Raw genomic sequence first — 21,163 nt, 5'->3', positions numbered from 1 at the left:
CCTCCCCTGTCCTCGGGGCCCTCAGGAGCGGGAGCCGTCGAGGTACGGCGCGAGCGCGGCGGCCGTCAGACCGCTCGCGAGATAGCCGCCGAGGGTGTGCGGGTCGAACAGGCCGATGTCGGTGGTGTCGTGCCGGTCGACCTCGAACGCCTCGCCCAGCCGGGGCGGGATCGCCACCAGGTCGCCGAGGTCGGCGATGTTGATCCAGTTCCGTACGCCCGGCGGCCGGGCGCCGCGTCCGGCCACGGGCTCCGGGTCCAGCTTGCGCAGCATCGCGGGCAGGCCGAGCGGCGAGCCGAGGGTCAGCAGCAGGTCCAGCTCGATGTCGGGGTGGGCGTGCAGGGTCTCGTAGGCGACCACGCTGCCCAGCGAGTGGGCCACCACGACGCGGGCCCCGCTGTCGCGGACCGCCGTGGCGACGGTGCCGCGGACCAGGGCGCGGCGGCCGGGGCGCGAGGTGTAGGAGTCCAGGTCGCGGACGGTGGCCACCACGATCCGGGACAGCAGTTCGGTCAGTCTCTGCCGGGCGCCGGGCGGGGCGTCGGGGGTCCGCTGGGCCACGAGTCGTCCCAGCGTCCAGCGCAGCGGGGCGAGGGCCGCGGCCTGGGAGTCGTCCGGTTCGCGCGCGCCGGCCGCGCGCAGCCACTCCAGCGCCTCGGCCGCCTGCTCGGGCGTCAGGTCGTCCAGGGTGGCCTCGTCGCCGGACTGCGCCTGCTCGGGCCGGGTGCGGTCGGCGAGCTGGTGTGCGTAGTAGGCCATGACCAGGGGCGGTACGGCGAGGTGGGTCAGGTGTGCGGCGGCCAGGCCTTGGCGCAGCCGCCGCGCCGCGTCCGCGGCCTTGTGCCGGGCCGCGTCCTCGGGGGACAGGTCCGGTTCCTCGTTCCAGATGCCGTGCACCAGAACCACGGCGCCCATCCCCACCACCCCCATGGCCGAGCCGCTGTGCGGGAACCCTGCCCGGTCCGAGTCGGTCCGTACAAGTCGGTGCCGGTCCGAGCCGGTCCGAGCCGGTCCGACGCACCGGCGGCCGCCCGGGACGGCCGCGCACACGTGTCACACTCCCGCGCCTTCTGATGCCACGTCAAGTACGTGTCCGTCCGACGGCGTCGCCGCTCGCCGACCACCGTCCGCGGTGCTCCTCGGCCTGGCGGCGCGCCTCGCGCACGGCGCTCGCCGGGAGCGGCGTCCCGGTCAGTTCGGCGAGGGCGTGCGCCATCCCCGTGACGAAGCGGCGGCCGGTCGGCGTCAGCCGGTCGGCGCCGTCGGTCAGGATCGCCTCGGCGCCCTCCGCCGCGGCCCCACGCCAGCGCGCGCACCGCACCTGGGCCCGGTACCGCTCCTCGGGGCCGGGCTCGGCGGCCGCCTCTACGGCCCAGAACCGGGCCACGGACAGGAAGGCGTAGGTGCCGTGCAGCAGGCCGGACAGCGGCCTCGGGTCCTCGCGCCAGGGGGCGTAGTGCAGCGGCGCGTCGTCGGGGGCGGCCGGGTCGAGCAGGTCGACCAGGTGGGTCACGGCCAGCAGCTTGCTGTGCTGCATCTCGTGCACCAGCGTCTCGGCGAGGGAGCGCGCGCAGGCCGGGCGGCTCAGGGCGACGCCGCCGAACATCTCGGCCGAACTGCCGCTGTGGTGCGCGCGGTCGCCGTCGTCCTTCGCCACCGGGGTCAACGCCCTGAGACCGGCCGCGAGTTCGGCGGCGTATCCGGCGTGCCGGGTGCGCAGCAGCCGGAGCGCGAAGGCGGTCTGGGTCCGCCAGGAGCGCAGTTCGGCGGCGGAGAGCCGGGCCGGGGCCGTGCCGTCCGCGGGGTCGGCGTCGTCCAGGACCACTCCCCCGGCGGCCACCGCGCGCAGCGGCCACCACCCGGGGCGCTCGCGGGGCAGTTCGGCCGGCGGCGGCAGCCAGGCGCGTGCGCCGTCGCCGTACTCCAGCCGCCGGCCGCGCAGCCGTACGGCGCCGCCCCGCCCCGCGCCGGGCAGGGGCGCCGTCCCGACCGCGGGCAGTACGGCGCCCGGTCCGGTGGTGTGGAAGGCGACCGGGGTGTCGAGACCGGCGGCGGCCGCCGCCGCCGCCGCGACGGCCGCCAACGGCAGCGCGCTCTCGGGGCCGGGCTGCTCCAGGGCCCGCCAGGTGGTCACCAGACGCGGCCCCACGGAGGGGTGGGCGAGCACCCGCCGGGTTGCCTCGGGCGCGGTGCGCCGGGCCTCGGCGAGTACGCCGAACAGGTGCCGCACCCGGGTCTCCGTGCTCCCGCCGTGTTCGCGCGCCCGGTCCAGCACCGCCCGCAGGAGCAGCAGCCGCCGGCCGTACTCGGCGTCCGCGAGCAGCCGGACCGCGGGTGCGCCGCCCCCGCCCCGGGCCAGCGCCTGGAAGACCGGGGCGCTCAGGCGGTAGGGGCTCGGGGTCACGGGCACGTCCTGGCGGCCGGCGCCCGGCGGCGCAGCCGCGCGGTGTCGGCGGCCACCTCGCGGTGGACGTGCCGGATGAGTCCGGTGAGGTCGGGGCAGTAGACGCTGGGGTTTCGGAAGCCGGTACCGTCGGCGCGGTAGCGGTGGACATGGTGGCCGCCGCCGCACACCGGCAGCAGCGGGCAGGCCCGGCACACGGCGCTCAGCGCCGCCGCGCCCGACTGGCGCGCCCGGACGTCGGGGTGGCCCAGCGCCCGGTCGAAGGAGTCGCGGGCGACGTGCAGGCCGGTGCGGGCCGCGCCGGCGCGGGCCACCCGCAGGGTGTCGTCGAGGGCGATGGAGCCGTCGGTCTCCACGACGGCGTACCGGACCGGCTCCAGGCCCAGTCCCTCGGTGCGGGAGCGCCCGCCGAGCACCAGGGAGACCAGGTCGCGCAGCACGCGGACGTCCGTCTCGCGGACCGGCGCCGCGTACCACTGGTCGAACACCGCGGCCAGCCAGTCGCCGTACGGCGTGTCGGGCCGGCCGGGGATCCGGCCGGGCGGCGGCGCGTCCCAGGTGCCCAGCGGGAGCAGGAAGTCGATCATCGGGGGGCGGTAGCGCAGCAGTTCCCGGTAGGTGGTGTGCGGGTCGTTGCGCAGGTCGACGGTGCACAGCAGTCCGGCGAACAGCCGCCGGTGGGGGCCCTCGGCGAGCCGCTGGACGGCCGCGGCGACCCGTCGGTGGCTGCCCCCGCCGCCGGGGCGCACCCGGTGGCGGTCGTGGGCGGCGCGGTCGCCGTCCAGGCTCACGCCGATCCGCACGTCCAGTTCGCCCAGCGTGTCCAGCCAGGCTTCGTCCAGCCGCAGCGCGTTGGTCTGCACGGCGGTCGTCACCCGCACCCCGGGCCCCACCGCGCGGGCGATCTCGGTCACCGCCAGGCGCAGCAGCCGCGGTCCGGCGAGCAGCGGTTCGCCGCCGTGCAGCACCACGCTCACCGCGCGCAGACCGTGCGTGTGGACGTGTTCGGCGATGCGGCGCGCCGTCCAGGCGATGACCGCGGGCGACATCGAGCGGGGCTGGTGGCGCCAGCTCTGGTCGGCGGCCCGGTACATGTAGCAGTAGTCGCACGCGAGGTCGCACCGGCTGTGGAACTTCAGGACGAAGGTGTGGAAGGGGAATTCCCCGCGGCCGTCCGGGGAGGAGCGTTCCCCACCGCCCGGGTACGGGGTTTCCGCGCCGCCCGGGGAAGGGGATTCCCCACCGCCCGGGGAAGGGGTTTCCGCGCCGCCCGGGGAAGAGGGCCGGCCGTTTTGTGAGCGCCGGGCCGGCCACCCGCACTCACCTGTTTCCGCGCCCATGGAACTCCCGTGTGAACGTTTTCGCGTCCCGTGCCGGGACCGGCGGGCCGTGTGGCGCGCCGCCCGTCACCGAGCGCTCCGCGCGCCGCCCTTGCCAGTAGACTCAGCAGTGTGGCAGCAAGTCGGTTGTTTGGCAGCCGGGTTCACCGGCCAAACCACAACTGTCCGGCACTCCTCCACACCGTGGCGGATTCTCGACGGAAACGGGATGACGGGGCTCCGTATGGATGACCAGACCGAAGCGCGGAACGTCGTGGAATCGCCCTTGGTCGACCTGTCCGAATTCCCCTTCGAGGAAATCGCCGCACTGCCGGAATCCGCGCTGGTTCTCGCTCTGCGCCGGGTCCGGGACGAAGCCGCCCGCCCGGAGGCGCTGTTCCACACCAACTACACCCAGCAGCCCGATCCCCCGGCCCTGCCCTAAGGTCTTTCGTGTGGATCAGGCCGGATCAGGGAGCGGGGTCTGGTGCCGTGCATCGCAAGGCGGAGGAGGGCGTCATGGCGGAGCCATGGCAACCGACGACAACGCGGCGAGGTGCGGCACCAGGGCCCGCGAGCCCGGCGGGATCCACACGAGAGACCCTAGGCGCGCCAGAGCCACGCGGACGCACCCACCCCGAAGCGAAGTGGAGCCGAGATGTCCGAGGCGGAAGGCCGAAACCAGCGCCCCCGCGTGACGGTGTTCTGTTCCACGGCGGAGAACATCGGCCAGACCACGACCCTGCTCAACACCGCCGTGCTGCTGGCCCGTTCCGGCCGGCGGGTGCTGGTTCTGGACGCGCGCAACGCGGACGTCCGCACCCGGCACTACGTCCGCTCCGTCACACCCGGCCCGGCCCTGCTCGCCGACAGCGAGGGCGGCCCCGCGGTGGAGGAGTGGAGTCCGGCGGGTGTCGCGCGGCCCATCGGCATCGTCACCCTCAAGGGCCACGACGCGCTCACGGCGCTGCCCGCGCCGGAGCACCCGGCCTTCGCCGCCTACGACGACGTCCTGGTGGACGCCCCGCTGATCCGCACCGATCGGCAGGCCGCCGGCCTGGCCCGGCTGCCGTCGGTGCTGGTGATGTGCTTCACCGCGGCCTCCGCCTTCATCGAGTCCGCGGTCCGGCTGGCCGAGCGGCTGCGCGAGCACGCCGAGCGGCCCTTCGACGTGCTCGCCCTCGCCCTGCAGACCGACCCGGCCCACGAGGATCAGCTGCGCCTGGCCCGCGACCGGGCCCGCGAGCGGTTCGCCCCGCTCGGCGGCGACCGGCCCGCGCGCTACCTGGAGATCCCCTACCACGCGCTGTCCGAGCGCAGCCCCCGCCTGGGCATGGAGCTGGAGCCCGGCAACGGCTTCGCCGAACGCGTGCGCCCCGCGCTGGAACAGCTGGTTCAGGCCCTGTCCCGGCCCCGGTTCGACCGGCCCGCCAAGGCGCTGCTGGTCTGCGGCCCCCGGCACGCGGTGTGGGCGGAGTGGATCGAGGACCGGCTGCGCGGCGCCGGCGTCCAGGTGGTCCGCCGCTCCTACGACGACTGGGCGCTGCGGCCGCCCGGCGCGGACGAGGTGCTGCTGCTCCTGCCGCCCGCCGCGCCCGGCCCCGAGGACCGGCAGGCGCTGCGGGCGCTGTCCGACCCCGGCATCCGCATGGTGCTGGTGGACGACGAGGCGCTGCCCCGGGAGTTCGCCCACCACCAGCGCGTCGACCTGCGCCGGCTGTCCGAACAGCGCGCGGCCGAACGGCTGCTGCGCGGCCTGGACCTGCCCGCCGACACCGTACGGCCGTCGAGGGGGCGCCGCTTCCCCAGCCTGCCCCACAGCACCGACCTGATGGCCCGCAACGTCGCCTTCGTCGGCCGGGACGCGCTGCTGGGCGAGATCCGCGCCGCCGTGGCCGAACTGGCCCGCGATCACCGCCCCTGCCTGGTCCTGGGCGCGCCGGGGATCGGCAAGAGCGAGGTGCTGCTGGAGTTCTGCCACCGCTTCGGCGGCTCCTACGACGTGGTGTGGTGGCTGACCGGCGACGACCGGGGCGAGATCCTGTCCGGTCTGACCGCGCTCGGCGGCGCGCTCGGCGAGCCCACCATCCAGGACGCCGCCGCGCACGTGCGCGCGCTGCGTTCGCGCGCCGACGACCTCGGCGAGCGGTGGCTGCTGGTGTGCGACGAGATCGACGACGACGCCGGCGCCCAGGCCGCCGCCCGGCTGCTGCCCGAGCCGTCCGAGCACTGCCATGTGCTGATCGGCGCGCGCGGCGGCGCCGAGGCGGCCGCGCGCGGCGCCGTGGAGGTGCCGCCGTTCGCCCGCGCCGAGAGCGAGGCGCTGCTCACCACCATGGTGCCGGGGCTGACGCCGCTGTCCGCGCGGACCGTCGCCCAGCGGGTCGGGCCGCTGCCGCTGGCGCTGTGGCTGGCCGCCTGCTGGCTGCGGGTGGCCGCCGAGCGGGCGGAGGCGGTCAACCAGTCCGGCGCGCAGGCGCTGCTCACCGCCGTCGACGACTTCAGCCGGGCCTTCGACCTGCGCCGTCAGGCGCACGGCGTCGGCCCGCTGCCCGGCGTCGAGGTGCTGCTGCACCTGGCCCGCGCCTCCCTGCTGCGCACCCCGGCGGCCGAGGCGTGGTCGCGGGAGCCGGTGGGCAGCCGGGCGCTGGGGTGGCTGCTGGAGGCGTGCGCCCTGCTCACCGGGGCCGGCACCGACCTGCGGCTGCTGCACTCGCGGCAGCTGGCCGCCGCGCTGGCCCGCATCGCGGCGGACCCGGCCGCCGGCCCGCCCGGCGACCCGGCCGCGCCGGTCCGGTCGGGCGACCAGCTGCTCATCGACGCCTCGCTGTGGGCGATGAACCGGCACGGTCTGCTGGACTTCGACTTCGCCCGCCCCGACCAGCCCGTGCGCCAGCACCGGGTGCTGCGGGACCTGATCGTCGCGGGCATGCCGGGCGGCGACCGGGCCGACCGGGACGCGGAGCTGCGGGCCGCGATCGGCGACACCCTGCTGGTGACCGACCAGGACCGGCCGGCGCCCGCCGCGCAGACGGTCGTGCGCCGCGGCCGGCAGATCGACGCGCTCAGACTCTGGGCGGACCACCGCCCCGAGGTGCGCCAGGCTCTCCTCGCCCATCTGTCCGACCTGATCGTCAGCCAGGAGCGGCAGCACCTCCAGGACGCCCGGCGGCTGGCCGAACTGGCCGAGCGGTACTGGGAGCCCGATTCCTTCGAAGGGCTGCGGCTGCGCTCCATGCTGTCCCAGACCCTGCGCCACCTCCAGGTCTACGGCCCCTCGGCGCGGATGGCCCGCGGCGTCCTGCAGAGCTACCGCACCCGCCTCGGTCTCGGCCATCCCCGCGCCCTGCTGATGGCCGACGGGTACGCCGCGAACCTGCGCACCTTCGGCCGCTTCGGCGACGCCCTGGACGAGGGGCTGCACGCCGCGCGCGCCATGAGCCGGCTGCTCGGGCCGCGGCACTGGACCACCGAGCAGCTGCGCCGCAACCTCGCCTGGCGCTACGCCGTGCTCGGCAACTACACCGAGGGCCTGCGCATCCTGCGTCTGCTCTACGACCACCGGCGTGCTGTGGGCGGGGACGACGACCCGGCGGTGGAGGCCATGGTCCCCGAACTGGCCGAGATGCACCGGCTGCTGGGCCAGAACATCGAGTCCTACCAGCTGCTGAAGAAGGCCCGGGTGCTGGGCGGGGCGCGGCCCCGGATCAGCCGGGTGCCGCTGGTCGTGCAGGCGGAGAACGGGCTGGCGGTGAGCGAGCGCCGGCTCGGGGACCACGAGCGGGCCCAGGAACGCGACCTGCGCACCCTGGACATGGCGGCCGCGATGCTGGGCGAGCACGGCATCACCGCGCTGCGCTGCCGGTTCTCGCTCGCCGCCGACCACCATCTGCTCGGCGACCACGCCGGCGCCGTGGCGGAGGCGGAACGCTGTCTGGAGGGGCTGGAGGCGTCGCTGGGTTCGGCCCACCCGTTCTCCGATCTGTGCCGGGTGCGCCTCGGCGTCCATCTGCGCGGCGCCGGGCGGCTGCCGCAGGCGCTGGAGGCCGGCCGGGCCGCGCGGGAGAACCTGCGCGGGCGGCTCGGCGACCACCACCCCTGGGTGCTGGCGGCCGCCGCCTCCGTCGCCAACACCCTGGTGGAGCTGGACGAGTTGGACGAGGCGGTGCGGCTGGAGGAGTTCGCCCTGCGGGGCTACGACCGGACCGGCCTCGGACGGCACCCGGACCGGGCCGTAGTGGCGGACAATCTCGCCATGACCCGCGCCCGGCGGCTGGGCGCCCCGCCCACCGGCGAGGAGCCGCGCCGGCGCACGGACATCGACCTCGAACTACCCGACCTGTGACGCGGTCCGCGCCGCCGCGCGGCACGGACCGGAAGGAGCGTGCAAGCCGATGAAGCGGGACGCCGACGGGGCGGTGAGCGATCCGAAGGCCCTGGTCGCCCCCCACGCCGAACGGGGCTACGACCATCTGATCGAGGCCTGCCGCACGACCGCGGCGGCCTGCCCCGAGATCCGGTCCCTGACCCACCTCACCCTCAACACCGTCGACTTCTGCCTGCGGGCCGCCGCCGCGGTGCCCTTCGAGGACGCGCTGCCCTGGGAGGACGAGGTGGAGGTGGAGGGGCGGCCCGCGCGGCGGCTGGTGCGCTGGGTCACGGAGCTGGACGCCGCCATGCGGCCCCTGAACACCGGTGAGCTGATGCGGGTGCTGGCCGTCACCCGGTCCGCCGGGGCGCAGTGCTCCCGGCTGCGGGACGGGCAGTACGTCGTCGGCGTCAGCGCCACGGGCGCCGGCGGCGACGCGGTGGACCGGGCCGTCAACGCGATGGTCACCGATCTGCGGACCAGCCACTACCAGCAGGCGGACGAGCTGCCGGGCGGCGAACTGGACCGGCCCAAACGCCCCCTGGACGGCCAGGTCCCGCTGGTGATGCACGTCCTGACGCCCGACAGGGACGAGGAGAGCCGGCTGCGCGGCCTCTGGCAGCGCCATGTGAACCCCTACGACCTCCAGTACGCCGGCTACTACCGCAACCGCGCCCCGGTCTGCGTCGGAGACGCCTTCGAGCACGGGGAGCTGGCCGACACCTTCCTCGTCGTCCCCGTCCAGACCCGGCGCGCGCTCTACCGGGACCTCGTCTTCCGGCTCGGTGCGGCGCTGGTCGATCTGGCGGACATCCTGCGGCCGGTCACCGGCGACCCGCTGGAGCGGCTCGTCCTGGACGTGCAGGAGGGGGCCGTGTACGTGCACTGGCTGGACCCGGCCGCGGGCGACTTCCTGGTGGGCGTGACGGTACGGCAGCGGGAGGTCGCGGTGGCCGAGGAGCGGCTCGCCGACCTCATCGCGCGGCTCCGCCCGGCTCCGCGCTGAACCCGTCGCGCAGCGCGAACCACACCTGCTCGGCCAGTCCGGTGAGCACCTCCTCCACACCGCCGCCGGCCCGGGCGCCCGGGCCGGACTCGCCGGTGTCGACCCGGGGCAGCACCTCCACCGAGATCTCGAAGCTGCGGCAGACGGTGAACAGGCCCTGGGCGTTGCGGCCGTCGGCGTCGCCGCCGGCCTCCCACCAGTGGGTGATCGCCTCCCGGAATGCCTCCACCAGGCGGCGGGCGTAGAGCAGGGCGCCCATGGCCTGGAGGGTGGTCTGCTCGGTGGTGGCCCGGCGCGGCAGCGCGGCGCGCGCGCCCTCGGCGCCGGGCACGGCCGGGCCCAGGCGCGGGCGCGGGCCGACGCCGTCCTCCAGCAGCCGGTCCAGGGCCGCCTGCGCCTGCCGGAAGGGTTCACGGACGGGGGGCGGCACCCGCGGGTCGCTCGTGAGCGGGCCGGGCGTCGGCGGGGGCAGCCGGGGGTGGTTGACCGCGTGGTCGACGGCGTCGATGCGGTCCGCGAGCATGGCCTGCTGGGTCGTGATGGTCTCCAGCTGGTCCCGGACCTCCCCCAGCACGGCGTTGCGCCCGTTGGCCCGCAGCCGTTCGATCAGGCTGCGGACGCCGTCGATCAGCATGGACTCGAAGCGGGGGTCGTCGAACACCAGCGGTACGGTGCCGCAGTGCTCGGCGACGCGGTTGCGCATCTCCCGGCAGGCGTGGCCGTTCACGATGACCAGGATCTCGACGTTCTCGGGCGCCAGGACCGAGCGGACCCGGTCGACGAAGCGCTGGATGCCGTGCACGTCGTCCTGCGCCAGCACGGAGGGCACCGGCAGCAGCGCGATCCACGTCCTGCGGGTCACCTGGACCCAGCGGGGTTCGCCGCCCTCCCGCGGCGCGGACAGGCTCCGCACGGAGACCGGCGGCATGTGGTGCCACCACTGGCGGGGGGCGAGCACGTGCTGCAACCGGTGGGCGACCTCGGCCATGTCGCGTTTGCCGTGCGCGGAGCGCAGCGCGGCGTGCACGTCGGTCAGCCCGATCTCCCGAGGAGGCCCGGGCCGCGGCCTGCGGTCCTCGCGTGCGCCCGCCTCACGGCGTACGGCCTGGTCCCAGGCGCCCTCGCAGATCTGCAGGATCTGCCGGGGCACCCCGTCGGACTGGAGCACGATCTCCCGGAGCGCGGGCTCGGCGAACGGCGCGCCGTCCGGGCCCGCGCCCGGCGTCCGGTCCGCGCGGTGGACGTGCCCGGCGATCAGCCGGTCGGTCTCGGCCGGGCCCCAGCTGTCCAGCCACAGCGGCAGCACCCGTTCGTGCAGCGACAGCGGCAGCCGGCCCCACAGTTCCGGCCGGGCGCAGAACAGCAGCAGGCCGCCCTGGTTCACATAGCGTTCCACCAGCATCTCGAACGCGTTGATGAACACCGCCCGGTCCTGCTCGGGCCACTCCGTGGTCTTGTCCAGCTCGTCCAGGACCAGTGCGTAGGGCCGGCCGCTCTTGCCGTAGACGAGGCTGAAGACGGCGAGCGCGTCGAACACCTGCTGGATGCTGCGGATCGGTTCGCGGATGCCGCGTTCGCGGAGGTGGGCGACGGGTTCGCCGCCGGACAGCCAGTTCCACACGTCGTTCTCGAAGGGCCGGTTGAACAGCTGGGCGAGGGCGACGGCGAAGGTGCGGTGGGCGGTGACGCCCCGTAAGTGGCGGCGCAGCCGGTGCTGGATCCGCTCCTCGTCCAGGTTGAAGGCCTGGACGATCTTCTGCGGGTCGAGCCGGCGCGCCCGCAGCCCCTCCAGGAAGGCGCCGCGGTCGGCGCCGAACCGGTCGGTGTCGTCCTCGCCCAGGATCTCGGCGGTGACGTCGGCGTAGAAGTCGGTGATGGCCTGTTTGAAGTCCACGAAGGCGTCGAAGTCGTCGCGGGGGCTGGTCAGGCGCTCCTGGTAGACGGTCCGCATGTCGATCGAGGGCTGGCTGATCACCCACAGCGGCAGCGGCGGCACGTGTTTCCTCAGCAGCCGGGTGGCCTCCCGGGCCAGATGGCTCTTGCCGAGGCCGAACTCGCCGACCAGCGCGATGGCGCGCCCGCGCGTCTCCGGCTCGCCCCGGTGTCCGAGGTAGGCCTCGATGTGCTCGGTGAGCCAGGCGCTGGTGCGGCCCGGGATGTGGACGCCGGCGCCGGTCGGTCCGGTCCCGATCTGCGTGCTGTCGTCGAACGCCTCCAGCTGCGCGACGGTGCTCTCGCGGAAGGGGTTCTTGAGGGGACGTCCCTCGGGCGGGCGGGCGGGTGGCGAGGTCATCGCGTCTCCTGTCCGTGGCGGGTGGTACCCGGCTCGCGCAGGAAGGCGTCCGGCTTCGGCCGGTGTGCCTCGAACCAGTCGGCCACATGGCTCATGCGCAGTTGTCCCTCGTCGTTGAGCACCGCCTCCTGGGAGACCTGGCGAAGGCAGTCCTGGAGCCGGGAGATGCTGAGCAGCGCCCAGGTCTCCGGCTGGTACTCGAGCACGTCGTCGTGGATGACGATCTTCGGGGCGGGTATGTCCCGGACCTCCATCCAGTGCCGCAGGTACTTGCCCCAGTCCTGCGGCCGCAGGGCGGAGGTCTGCAAGTGGGTGATGCCCATCCGCTCCTTCTCCGTGAAGAAGGTGTCGAGGTCGCGTCCGACGTCAGTACGCTTCGTCTCCACGAAGAACACCACCCCGCGTGTGGACCGGTCGTAGCAGAAGCGCAGGAACCGCCGGGCGATGTCGGCGTCCTGCCAGTCGATGTGCGGCACGATCACCACGAGGGTGCGGCCCCGCGCCTCCAGCGTGGTGGTGAGCCGGCGCCAGGCCAGGTACGGGTCGGGCTGCTCGGGGCGGTCCGCGCCGTGCCAGGCGGCGGCGAACTCCTCGTCCGCGCACAGCTTCTCCACGATGAGGTGGGCGATGCGGTGGACCGTCATGTCGTACTGCGGGACGAAGGGCTCGGCCCCGGGCGGCGAGCCGAGGCCGCGGCCCTCGTTGGCGCTGCCGTCGATCCGGACGACGTGCACCGATCTGGCCGGGCGGCGCCGGCTCCACGGCCGTTCCGGCCGGGCGGACGCGGTGCTCTCGCACGGCGCCGGGTCGTCGGCCGGTTCCTCGAAGCCGTCGAGCAGCTGGACGAGTTCGTGGACGCAGCGGTGCAACAGGCTGCTCTTGCCGGTGCCGGGCAGACCGCTCACCACGACCAGGTGGCCATGGCCGTCCTCGCCCGGTCTGATCCCCCGGGCCACGGCTCCCATCGTGTTGCGGAAGGTGAGCAGGGCGTTCGGCAGGTGGTCGATGTCGACCCAGAGGTCCTCGTGCCCGGTGATGTGCCAGGGCGCCAGCGGCTCGTAGGTGGGCCAGGGGGCGTGGCCGTCTTCGGGAGGGGTGCCGAAGAGACTGCAGTTGGCGTTGGGCATGCGCGTTCCCCCGTGTTCTTGCTTCGGGCCGTCCCGGGGAGCGGGCCGCCCGACGGTGTCCTCGGTGCGCTGTGCGGGGCGCGCGTACGCCGCCCGCGGCGCTGGGTGGCTGTGTCACGAAATTCCCCTGCCGGTCGAACCTCCGTGAAGAACACGATCGTTGGTGCGTCAGCGGGCGGCGGCGCCCGCCGGGCGCGGTCCGCGGCCCGCCCGGGGATCCTCCCTCATGGCGATCCCCGCTCCCGCGCCCGGGTACTCATCGGGCCCGGATCCGGCCGCGGTCCTTGCCGCGGCGCGGTGACCGCCGGTAGGGGCGCGCCGGCCCGGGAGCGGGACCGGCCGGCCGGTCCGGGGTGCGCCGAGCGCGCGCCCAGGAGCGTACGGCGTCCCACCGCCAGGTGTCGGCGCGGGCCCAGCGGAAGGCGTAGTGCAGGAGGTTGACGGTCAGGATCGCCGGGCCGACGACGCCGACCGTCCCCGGGAAGGACGGTTCCAGCGAGAGCGCCAGCAGGATGGCGGTGATGCCGTTCTGCTGCCCGAGGCCGAGGTGGGCGCGGTCGGCGCGGCTGAGCCCGGGCCGCACCAGCAGGCGCCCGATGAGCAGGGTGACCAGGAACTGCGCGGCGAACGCGGCGACGCCCAGCACCAGTCCCTGGTAGAGGAGGACGCCGCCGGAGAGCAGGAAGCCCAGGGCGGCCGCGGCCAGCAGGAAGGCGACGGCGACCGCGCCCTCCAGGACGGCGGCGAACCGGCCCAGGCGGACGGCCAGTCCGGCCAGCGCCACCGCGAGGACCAGCGCGGTGTGCGCGGCCACCGCCAGCAGCACGGCGACCAGGACCAGCGCCGCGACGTCCAGGGACAGCGGCCGGCCGGGCACGGCGGTCGGGGCGGCGGGCGGCGGGGCCGGCCGGTCCGCGCCTCCGCGCCGGGTGCGGGGGCGGAGCAGGTACGCCAGGCGGATCAGCCACCACGCGGCCAGTGTGGCCGCGAACAGCGCGATGTTGGACAGCAGGCCGCCGAGGACGTCGGCGGAGTCCGACAGCGCCGAGCCGGGGGCCGGGCCGGTGTGGTCCAGGCGCAGGGCGAGCGCGGAGAAGTACACCGTGAGCAGGACGGTCATCGGGTCGTCGAAGGACGCCCAGATCGACAGGATCGCCTTGGCGCGCGCGCTGACCCGCGGGTCGTCCTGCGTGGCGGCGACGGACAGCGGGTCGATCTGGGCGACCGCGATGCCCAGGACCAGGTACTCGGGTCTGCGGAAGGCGAGCACCATCACGGCCGCGATGAGGGCGGCCTTGAGGAGCACGCCGAAGGTCACGGCGACCAGCACGACGCCCAGGGACCTTCTGACCTCGGCCGGTTCGATGGCGTGCGTGCTGCCGTACAGGCCGACGCCCAGCAGCAGGGTGGCGGCGAAGCCGTAGCCGGGGGCGTCGAGGACGGAGCCGGCCGGCCACAGCGCCCCGGCGACGAGGCCGGCGCCGACGGCGAAGCAGACGGCGATCACGAGGTAGGGCACGGCGAGCCGGCGTGTGTGCCCGTGCAGCAGGTGCACTCCCACGGCCCGTGCTCCGTTCGGCCTCATGACGGGTACGGTCGCGCGGCTCGGGGACGGTCGCCGTGGGGATCGTCGTCGTGGCGGCGCGGAGGGCCCATCATGCCGTACTCATGGGCCTCACCGGCCGCATACGGGTCAACGCGCATCACCCACTCACCCCCCGGAGTGGCCCTGCCCGACCAGGCATACCTGAGTTCAGGGTATCGGGGCGGTGACGGCCCGCACAGGGCGCTCGGGCATCTCCGGGTCCTTTCCGGACGGCGGCGGGCGACGGCCGGTGCGCCCCCGGCCGCCGGGAGCCACCCCGCGGGCGGGGGCGGGAGTGCGGGGCGGGGCGGGCGCGCCCGGGCGGCGGGGGCGCCCGCAGCCGCCGGTCAGGCCGGTTCGCCGTCCCGCAGCCAGTCGAGGGCGTCCGGGGTCACCGGATCGGCGAGGTCGGCGAACTCGTCGTGCCGGGTCAGGTACTTGGCCACGTACGGGCACACCGGCACGATCCGCCTGCCCTGGGCGCGCACGTCGGCCAGGGCCTCGCCGACCAGCCGCCCGGCCAGGCCGCGGCCGGCGTAGGCGTCGTCGACCTCGGTGTGGTAGAAGACGCGCTGCTCGCCGCGGTCGCGGTAGGCGGTGAGGCCGGCGCGCTCGCCGTCGACCAGGATCTCGTAGCGGTGCCGGTCGTCCCTGCGCTCGACGGTGGGTTCGGTGGCGGGCTCGGTCATCGGAGCTTCCTTTCGGGGGCGGGTTCAGCGGCGCGGCGGGCTGCGGCGCGGCCGGATGGTGGCGTGGGGCGGGGCGGGGCGGGCAGCCGGGCGGCGGCTCAGTCGTCCCGTCCTTCGGGCAGGCCCTCGCTGGTGACGAAGTAGAAGACCGGCAGGGCGACGAAGACGGCGATCGCCAGCAGCGGCGCGACGAACACACCGAGGAGTCCGGCGGCGGTGTAGGCGAGCGCGCCCGCCCAGGAGCGGAGCCGCCCGTGCCGGACGTACGTCCGCTCCGCGTCCGGGTGGAGGAGTTCGGGCCGGCGGGCGAGCTGCTGGTAGAAGACCACCCAGCTCAGGCACATCGCCGCGGCGAGGCCCGCGTACAGGGCCACGGCGACCCGCGCGTCGGCGTCCCACAGGTCGGCCTGGAGGGCGTCGGCGACCACCGCGGTGGGAAAGGAGAGCGCCGCGGTGGTGAGCAGCAGGAACAGGTTGGCGGCGTGCAGGCCGCGGTCCATGATCCGGATGCGGACGAACGCCTGGTGGTGGTTGAGCCAGATCACCGCCACATAGCCGAAGGAGGCCAGGTAGCCGAGGTAGGCGGGCCACTGGGCCAGCAGGGCGCGGCCGAGGCCGCCCGGCCGGTGCGGCGGGTCGGCGAGGTCGAGGACCAGCAGCGTGACGGCGATGGCGAACACGCCGTCGCTGAATGCCTCGGCGCGGGTGGTCTCGGAACGGGAGAACGTGCGGGGCCGGGTGCGGGACAAGCGGGCTCCTGGGATGCGTGGCTCGGGCCACGAGTATCCGCGCCGTCCCTCCCGGCGCGGCCGTCACGCGGGGCGGTGCGCGGCGCGGGACGGCGAAAAGGGCGCGGACGGAGCACACGGTCCCGCCGGGGGCCCCGCCCCTCCCCGGGGCCGCCGCCCGGGTCTCAGCCGGTCGCCGCCGGGTCGAACCACGCGGGCTCGTCGGTCAGGGCCTGCTTGATCCGGGTCAGGCCGAACTCGTTCAGGGCGGGCAGCGCGTCCAGCGCGAACCAGCCCACCTCCAGCGACTCGTCGTCGTTGACCCGCGCCTCGCCGCCGACGGCACGGCAGCGGAAGGTGATGTCCATGAACTGGCAGACGTCGCCGTTGCCGTAGGTGATCGGGTTCAGCGCCTGGACGAGGACCAGCCGCTCGGCGACGCAGCGCACCGCCGTCTCCTCGTGCACCTCCCGCACGGCGCAGGCAGCCGGCTGCTCGCCCGGGTCGGGGATGCCGCCGATCACCGACCACTTCCCGGTGTCGGAGCGGCGTCCGAGCAGCACTCTGCCCTCGTCGTCGAAGACGATGGCGGTGACCCCGGGCAGCCACAGCAGCTGGTTGCCGGCGGCGGCGCGGATCGTGCGGATGAAGTCGGGAGTGGCCATGCGCTCGACCCTAACGGGCGCGGCGGGCGCGCAGCCCGGAGCCGATCGCCCAGCCCAGTCCGCCCGCGGCCACCAGCACCAGGGCGATCTCGGGCAGCACGCCCAGCTCGGTGGCGGGCGTCTTCGAGGAGCGCAGGGGCACCTTCTGGACCAGGTGGGCGGGCACGAACATGCCCGTCTTCTGCGTGACGTGCCCGTCCGGCATGATGATCGCGCTGATCCCGCTGGTCACCGGGACGGTCACGGTGCGGCTGTGCTCGACCGCGCGGATCCGGCTCATGGCGAGTTGCTGGTAGGTCATCTCGCTGCGGTCGAAGGTGGCGTTGTTGCTGGGCACGGAGATCATCTGCGCGCCGTGCGTGACGGTGTCGCGCACCGCCCAGTCGAAGGCGGCCTCGTAGCAGGTGGCCAGGCCGACCTTGGCGCCGCCGATGGTGAACACGCCCGGCTCGCTGCCCCGCGTGAAGTCCTGGCGGACCATGGAGGTCCAGTTCTCGTTGATCGCCCCGATCATCGAGCGCAGCGGGAGGTACTCGCCGAACGGCTGGATCTGCCGCTTGTCGTACGTCTGGAGGGGGCCCTTGACCGGGTCCCACAGGATCTGCTCGTTCAGCAGCCTGCCGTCCCGCTCGACGACGCTGCCGACCGAGATCGGCACCCCGACGGTCTTGGCGGCCTGGTCGACGACGAGCCGCGCGTCCGGGTATTCGAGGGGGTCGATGTCGGAGGAGTTCTCCGGCCACAGCACGAAGTCGGGCCGGGGGACCTTGCCCGCCCTTACGTCGGCGGCCAGGCGTGCCGTCTCGCGCGCGTGGTAGTCGAGGACCGCGCGGCGCTGGGCGTTGAAGTCGAGGCCCGCGCGCGGCACGTTGCCCTGGACGAGGGCGACGGTCGCGGTGCCGTTCTCGGCCTTGTCGCTCACCAGTGAGCGGGCGGCGACCGCGCCCGCCACCGGCACCGCCACGCTGAGCAGGGCCGCCGCCGCGGCCGACCGCCGCAGGGTGCGGGTGCGCCGTCCCCGGACGGCCAGGCGGACCGCCTCGCCCAGGCCGAAGCCGCACAGGACGACCGCGAAGCCGAGCACCGGTGTGCCGCCGACGGCGGCCAGCGGCAGGAACACGCCGTCCGCCTGGCCGAAGGCGACCTTGCCCCAGGGGAAGCCGTGGAAGGGCACCCGCGCGCGTACCGCCTCGCCGGCGATCCACAGGGCCGCCGCCCACAGCGGCGCCCCGGGCAGCCTGGAGACCGCCGCGATCCCCACGCCGACCAGGGCGACGAAGACCGCCTCGATGAGGACGAGGGCCAGCCACGGCACCGGGCCGACCTCCACGCCCGTCCACACCAGCAGCGGGAGCAGGAAGCCGAGCCCGAAGAGGTAGCCGAGCCCGAAGGCGGCCTTCCGGCTCCGGCCGCGCAGCGTCCAGCCGAGGACGGCGAAGGCGGGCAGGGCCAGCCACGACAGGGTGCGGGGCGGGAAGCTGACGTACAGGAGGAGGCCGGCCAGCGTGGCGGCCGCGGCCGGTGCGAGCCGGACGAGCCTGGCGCTCCGGGGCGCCGGAGCGGGCTGCGGTCGCAGCCTGTCCGACTCGTCGACGGAAGTTGCGGTGACGGTCACCTCAGGGAGTGTACGGCGGCGACCTGGGAGCGGCAGGACGGTCAGACGAGGTCCGGGGCCGGCGGGCGCAGCCGGGCTCTGATCACGCGGACCGCGGACTCGGCGTTGTCGATGGTGATCGTGAACGTGTGGCCGTCCCACAGCCGCAGCACGATGCCCTCGCCGCGCCGTACGACGACGGCGGTGCCCTTTTCGGGCCGCCAGCGGTAGCCCCAGCCGCCCCAGTGCCGCGGGGTGACGTGCGGCGCGAACTCGGCGCCGGCGACCTGGGCGAGCGGGATCCGGCGGCGCGGCAGGCCGATGTGGCCGCAGCGCACCTCCAGGCACTCCCGGTCGACCTTCACCGCGACGTGCACGAAGGCGAGGGTGCCGAACAGGACCAGCAGTCCGGCCGCGATGCAGCCCACCACGGACATCACCAGCGGCGCCAGGCCGGAGCTCCACGCGGAGTCGACGGCCAGTTCGATGCCGAGCGCCAGACAGGCGGCGCCGACGAGCGCCAGCAGCCACTGGAACCGGTTGGTGGCGCGGCCCGTCCACACCTCGGGGTGCGGGCCGCCGTCACTGCGGGGGTGGTCCCTCATGCCAACGAGGTTACTAAGGTTTCGCCGCGCGGGTAGCGCGTCGCACACGAAGGGTGTCAGCGGGCGGGTGCGGCGGCCTGCACGAGCCGGCCCTCCGCGTAGGCGAGGGCCGGGGCGGGCAGCGCGCCCTCCCGTCCGTTGAGCAGCACCGTCACGGCGCCCCGGACCGGGGCGTCCGGCGCGGGCCGGGCGCCGATCCGGCGCAGCGCCTGCGCCGCGACCGCGCCCGCCGAGCCGTGCAGGACCAGCGGCGGGCGGCCGGGCCGCCGCACGGCGGTCCGGATGCGTTCGGCGACCAGTTCGTAGTGGGTGCAGCCCAGGACGACGGTCGTCACCTCGGCCGGGGTCAGCGCGGCGGCGGCGGCGACCGCCTCGTCGATCGCCGCCTGGTCCGCGTGCTCCACGGCCTCGGCCAGTCCCCAGCAGGGCACCTCGGCGACCGGCACGCCGTCGGCGAAGTCGCGGATCAGACCCCGCTGGTAGGGGCTGCCGGTGGTGGCGGGCGTGGCCCAGATGGCGACGGGTCCGCCGCCGGCCGCGGCCGGTTTGATCGCGGGCACCGTGCCGATGACCGGCAGGTCCGGTTCGAGCAGGGCGCGCAGGGCGGTCAGCGCGTGCACGGTCGCGGTGTTGCAGCCGACGATCAGGGCCTCGGGGGCGTGCGCCGCGGCGGCCTGGGCGACGGCGACGGCGCGCGCGGTGAGGTCCTCCGTGGTGCGCGGCCCCCAGGGCATGCCGGCCGGATCGAGGGAGAGCACGAGATCTGCGTCGGGTCGCAGGCGCCGTACCGCGGCGGTGGCCGCCAGCAGCCCGATCCCGGAGTCCATGAGCGCGATCTTCACCCCGTAACGATAGACGATGCCCTCGAACGGGCCGCCCGGGTGGGGCAGACTGCGGGGGTGACCGTGATCGTGTGGATCGCCGTGGGATCACTCGCCGCCTGGCTGTGGCTGCTGCTCGGCCAGGGCTTCTTCTGGCGTACGGACGTCAGGCTGCCGCCGGGCGAGGAGCCGCCGCCGGACGGCTGGCCGGACGTGTGCGTCGTGGTGCCCGCGCGCGACGAGGCGGCCGTGCTCGGCGAGAGCCTGCCGTCGCTGCTCGCCCAGGACTACCCCGGGCGGGCGGAGGTCTTCCTGATCGACGACGGCAGCACGGACGGCACCGGGGAGCTGGCCCGCGCGCTGGGGCGGCGCGGCGCGGGGCCGGCGCTGACCGTGGCCTCGCCGGGCGAGCCGCCCGCCGGCTGGACCGGCAAGCTGTGGGCCGTGCGCCACGGCATCGCCCTGGCCCGCGCGCGGGACCCCGAGTACCTGCTGCTGACGGACGCCGACATCGCGCACGCCCCCGACAGCCTGCGCCGGCTGGTCGCGGCGGCGCGCGGCGGCGGCTTCGACGTGGTGTCGCAGATGGCCCGGCTGCGGGTTCGGACACCGTGGGAGCGGCTGGTCGTGCCGGCCTTCGTCTATTTCTTCGCGCAGCTGTACCCGTTCCGCCGGATCGGCCGCCGGGGCGGCCGGACGGCGGCGGCCGCGGGCGGCTGCGTGCTGCTGCGCGCCGAGGCCGCCGAACGGGCCCGGATCCCGGACGCGATCCGGCACGCGGTGATCGACGACGTGGCGCTCGCGCGTGCGGTCAAGGGCGGCGGCGGGCACATCTGGCTGGGGCTGGCCGACCGGGTGGACAGCGTGCGTCCGTACCCGCGGCTGGGCGACCTGTGGCGGATGGTGGCGCGCAGCGCCTACGCGCAGCTGCGGCACAACCCGCTGCTGCTGGCCGGCACGGTCGCCGGGCTGGCGCTGGTGTACCTGGCGCCGCCGGTGACGCTGGCGGTGGGCCTGGCGGACCCGGCGGCGGGCGGCGCGGCGGCGGCCGTCGCCGGCGGCGCGGCCTGGCTGGTGATGGCGGCGACCTACGTGCCGATGCTGCGCTACTACCGCCAGCCGCTGTGGCTCGCCCCGCTGCTGCCGTTCACCGCGTTCCTGTACCTGCTGATGACGGTGGACTCGGCGGTGCTGCACTACCGGGGCCGGGGCGCGGCCTGGAAGGGCCGCACCTACGCGCGCCCGGACGCGCTGCCCGAGGAGGGCTGAGGAGGCCGGGCGCGCGGTTGCTCACTTGCGGCCCGGGGTCCACCGCATGCCCCAGCCGTAGACCTGGTCGACGGTGCGCTGCGGGCTCACCCCGCGCTGGGGCACCAGGTAGCGGGCCTCACGCTGGACGACCAGGTCGCCTCCGGTGTTGGTGATCAGGGCGAGCGCGCACACCGTCGAGGGCACGGTGCACTCGTCGAGGGAGAAGTCGACCGGGGCGCCGTGCTGGGGCTGGAGAGTGACCGTGGCGTGCAGGTCGGCGAAGGAGCGGGCGCCTTCGTAGATGGTGACGAAGACGAGGATGCGCCGGAAGTCGTTCCTGCGGTCGAGGTTGACGGTGAGGTTCTCGCCGGTGGCCACGGCTCCGGTGCGGTCGTCGCCGTCGAGCTGGATGTACGGCGGCCGGTGCAGGGAGCCGAAGGCGTTGCCGAGGGCCTGGACGACGCCCTTGCGGCCGTCCGTCAGTTCGTACAGGGCGCACAGGTCGAGGTCGAGGTCCAAGTGGGTGGCGAAGGCCCGCCCGCGCTTGCCGGCCCAGCCGGAGAACTGTTTGCGCACCTGCCAGTTGAGGTTCACGCGCAGGGCGCCGGAGGTGCCGCCCTGCTTGGCCAGCGACACCGCGGGGGCCGCCTTGGTGAGCGTCACCTTGGTGAGGCGGACCGGTGCGGCGGCGGACGGCGGCGGCGTCA

17 protein-coding genes are annotated in these 21,163 nt (G+C 75.2%); 4 read left to right on the top strand and 13 right to left on the bottom strand.

Going from position 1 to position 21,163, the window contains the following annotated elements; all coding sequences use genetic code 11:
• Nucleotides 1–21: 21 nt before the first annotated feature.
• From ABEB07_RS30440 to ABEB07_RS30430, 3 genes are all read right to left on the bottom strand, one after another.
• A complete protein-coding gene (locus ABEB07_RS30440; RefSeq protein ID WP_345671281.1) occupies nucleotides 22–915 on the bottom strand; it encodes a hypothetical protein in 894 nt (297 codons plus the stop codon).
• Nucleotides 916–1,081: 166 nt separating this feature from the next.
• Nucleotides 1,082–2,404 carry an HEXXH motif domain-containing protein gene (locus tag ABEB07_RS30435; RefSeq protein ID WP_345671280.1) on the bottom strand — a complete coding sequence of 441 codons (1,323 nt, stop codon included), beginning with the start codon at nucleotides 2,402–2,404 and terminating at the stop codon, nucleotides 1,082–1,084.
• The gene (locus ABEB07_RS30430) at nucleotides 2,401–3,744 is read right to left on the bottom strand and encodes an FxsB family cyclophane-forming radical SAM/SPASM peptide maturase (RefSeq protein WP_425589105.1); all 1,344 of its coding nucleotides are present in this window, start codon (nucleotides 3,742–3,744) and stop codon (nucleotides 2,401–2,403) included. Before ABEB07_RS30430 ends, ABEB07_RS30435 begins: the two co-directional genes overlap by 4 nt.
• A 223-nt stretch (nucleotides 3,745–3,967) precedes the next feature.
• Between ABEB07_RS30430 and fxsA the strand changes: the two genes are divergently transcribed.
• The 3 genes from fxsA to ABEB07_RS30415 all read left to right on the top strand — a co-directional run bounded on the left by fxsA (nucleotide 3,968) and on the right by ABEB07_RS30415 (nucleotide 9,098).
• Nucleotides 3,968–4,168 carry an FxSxx-COOH cyclophane-containing RiPP peptide gene (gene fxsA, locus ABEB07_RS30425; RefSeq protein WP_176147986.1) on the top strand — a complete coding sequence of 67 codons (201 nt, stop codon included), beginning with the start codon at nucleotides 3,968–3,970 and terminating at the stop codon, nucleotides 4,166–4,168.
• Between the two features lie 249 nt (nucleotides 4,169–4,417).
• A complete protein-coding gene (fxsT, locus tag ABEB07_RS30420; protein ID WP_345671277.1) occupies nucleotides 4,418–8,068 on the top strand; it encodes an FxSxx-COOH system tetratricopeptide repeat protein in 3,651 nt (1,216 codons plus the stop codon).
• Nucleotides 8,069–8,117: 49 nt separating this feature from the next.
• Nucleotides 8,118–9,098, top strand: a complete 981-nt coding sequence (locus ABEB07_RS30415; protein WP_345671276.1) for a hypothetical protein — start codon at nucleotides 8,118–8,120, stop codon at nucleotides 9,096–9,098.
• On the opposite strand, the gene ABEB07_RS30410 is transcribed toward ABEB07_RS30415, so the two are convergent.
• From ABEB07_RS30410 to ABEB07_RS30370, 9 genes are all read right to left on the bottom strand, one after another.
• Complete coding sequence (locus ABEB07_RS30410; protein WP_345671275.1) at nucleotides 9,067–11,391, bottom strand: hypothetical protein; 2,325 nt, start codon at nucleotides 11,389–11,391, stop codon at nucleotides 9,067–9,069. The genes ABEB07_RS30415 and ABEB07_RS30410 overlap by 32 nt on opposite strands.
• Nucleotides 11,388–12,518, bottom strand: coding sequence for a hypothetical protein (locus ABEB07_RS30405; RefSeq protein WP_345671274.1), 1,131 nt, complete (start codon nucleotides 12,516–12,518; stop codon nucleotides 11,388–11,390). Before ABEB07_RS30405 ends, ABEB07_RS30410 begins: the two co-directional genes overlap by 4 nt.
• 256 nt (nucleotides 12,519–12,774) lie before the next feature.
• On the bottom strand, nucleotides 12,775–14,103 hold the full coding sequence (locus ABEB07_RS30400) for a hypothetical protein (RefSeq protein WP_345671273.1): 1,329 nt from the start codon (nucleotides 14,101–14,103) through the stop codon (nucleotides 12,775–12,777).
• Between the two features lie 347 nt (nucleotides 14,104–14,450).
• Nucleotides 14,451–14,792 (bottom strand): GNAT family N-acetyltransferase, encoded by a 342-nt coding sequence (locus ABEB07_RS30395; RefSeq protein ID WP_345671272.1) that lies wholly within the window; start codon nucleotides 14,790–14,792, stop codon nucleotides 14,451–14,453.
• Between the two features lie 98 nt (nucleotides 14,793–14,890).
• Complete coding sequence (locus tag ABEB07_RS30390) at nucleotides 14,891–15,541, bottom strand: TMEM175 family protein (protein WP_164587084.1); 651 nt, start codon at nucleotides 15,539–15,541, stop codon at nucleotides 14,891–14,893.
• A 164-nt stretch (nucleotides 15,542–15,705) separates the two neighbouring features.
• Nucleotides 15,706–16,185 (bottom strand): NUDIX hydrolase, encoded by a 480-nt coding sequence (locus ABEB07_RS30385; RefSeq protein ID WP_345671271.1) that lies wholly within the window; start codon nucleotides 16,183–16,185, stop codon nucleotides 15,706–15,708.
• 10 nt (nucleotides 16,186–16,195) lie between these two features.
• A complete protein-coding gene (lnt, locus tag ABEB07_RS30380) occupies nucleotides 16,196–17,800 on the bottom strand; it encodes an apolipoprotein N-acyltransferase (protein ID WP_345671270.1) in 1,605 nt (534 codons plus the stop codon).
• A gap of 41 nt (nucleotides 17,801–17,841) precedes the next feature.
• Nucleotides 17,842–18,384, bottom strand: a complete 543-nt coding sequence (locus tag ABEB07_RS30375; protein WP_164587087.1) for a hypothetical protein — start codon at nucleotides 18,382–18,384, stop codon at nucleotides 17,842–17,844.
• A 56-nt stretch (nucleotides 18,385–18,440) separates the two neighbouring features.
• The gene (locus tag ABEB07_RS30370; RefSeq protein WP_345671268.1) at nucleotides 18,441–19,226 is read right to left on the bottom strand and encodes a glutamate racemase; all 786 of its coding nucleotides are present in this window, start codon (nucleotides 19,224–19,226) and stop codon (nucleotides 18,441–18,443) included.
• A 39-nt stretch (nucleotides 19,227–19,265) separates the two neighbouring features.
• Between ABEB07_RS30370 and ABEB07_RS30365 the strand changes: the two genes are divergently transcribed.
• Nucleotides 19,266–20,474, top strand: coding sequence for a glycosyltransferase (locus ABEB07_RS30365; RefSeq protein WP_425589104.1), 1,209 nt, complete (start codon nucleotides 19,266–19,268; stop codon nucleotides 20,472–20,474).
• Between the two features lie 21 nt (nucleotides 20,475–20,495).
• On the opposite strand, the gene ABEB07_RS30360 is transcribed toward ABEB07_RS30365, so the two are convergent.
• Nucleotides 20,496–21,163: TerD family protein (locus ABEB07_RS30360; protein WP_425589103.1), on the bottom strand; the 668-nt coding region annotated here is incomplete at its 5' end.

Origin of the sequence: Streptomyces similanensis (assembly GCF_039543625.1) — a bacterium.
GTDB classification, from domain to species: domain Bacteria; phylum Actinomycetota; class Actinomycetes; order Streptomycetales; family Streptomycetaceae; genus Streptomyces; species Streptomyces similanensis.
The sequence above is the reverse complement of the archived record's forward strand: the minus strand, read 5'-3'. Positions and strand labels throughout refer to the sequence as shown.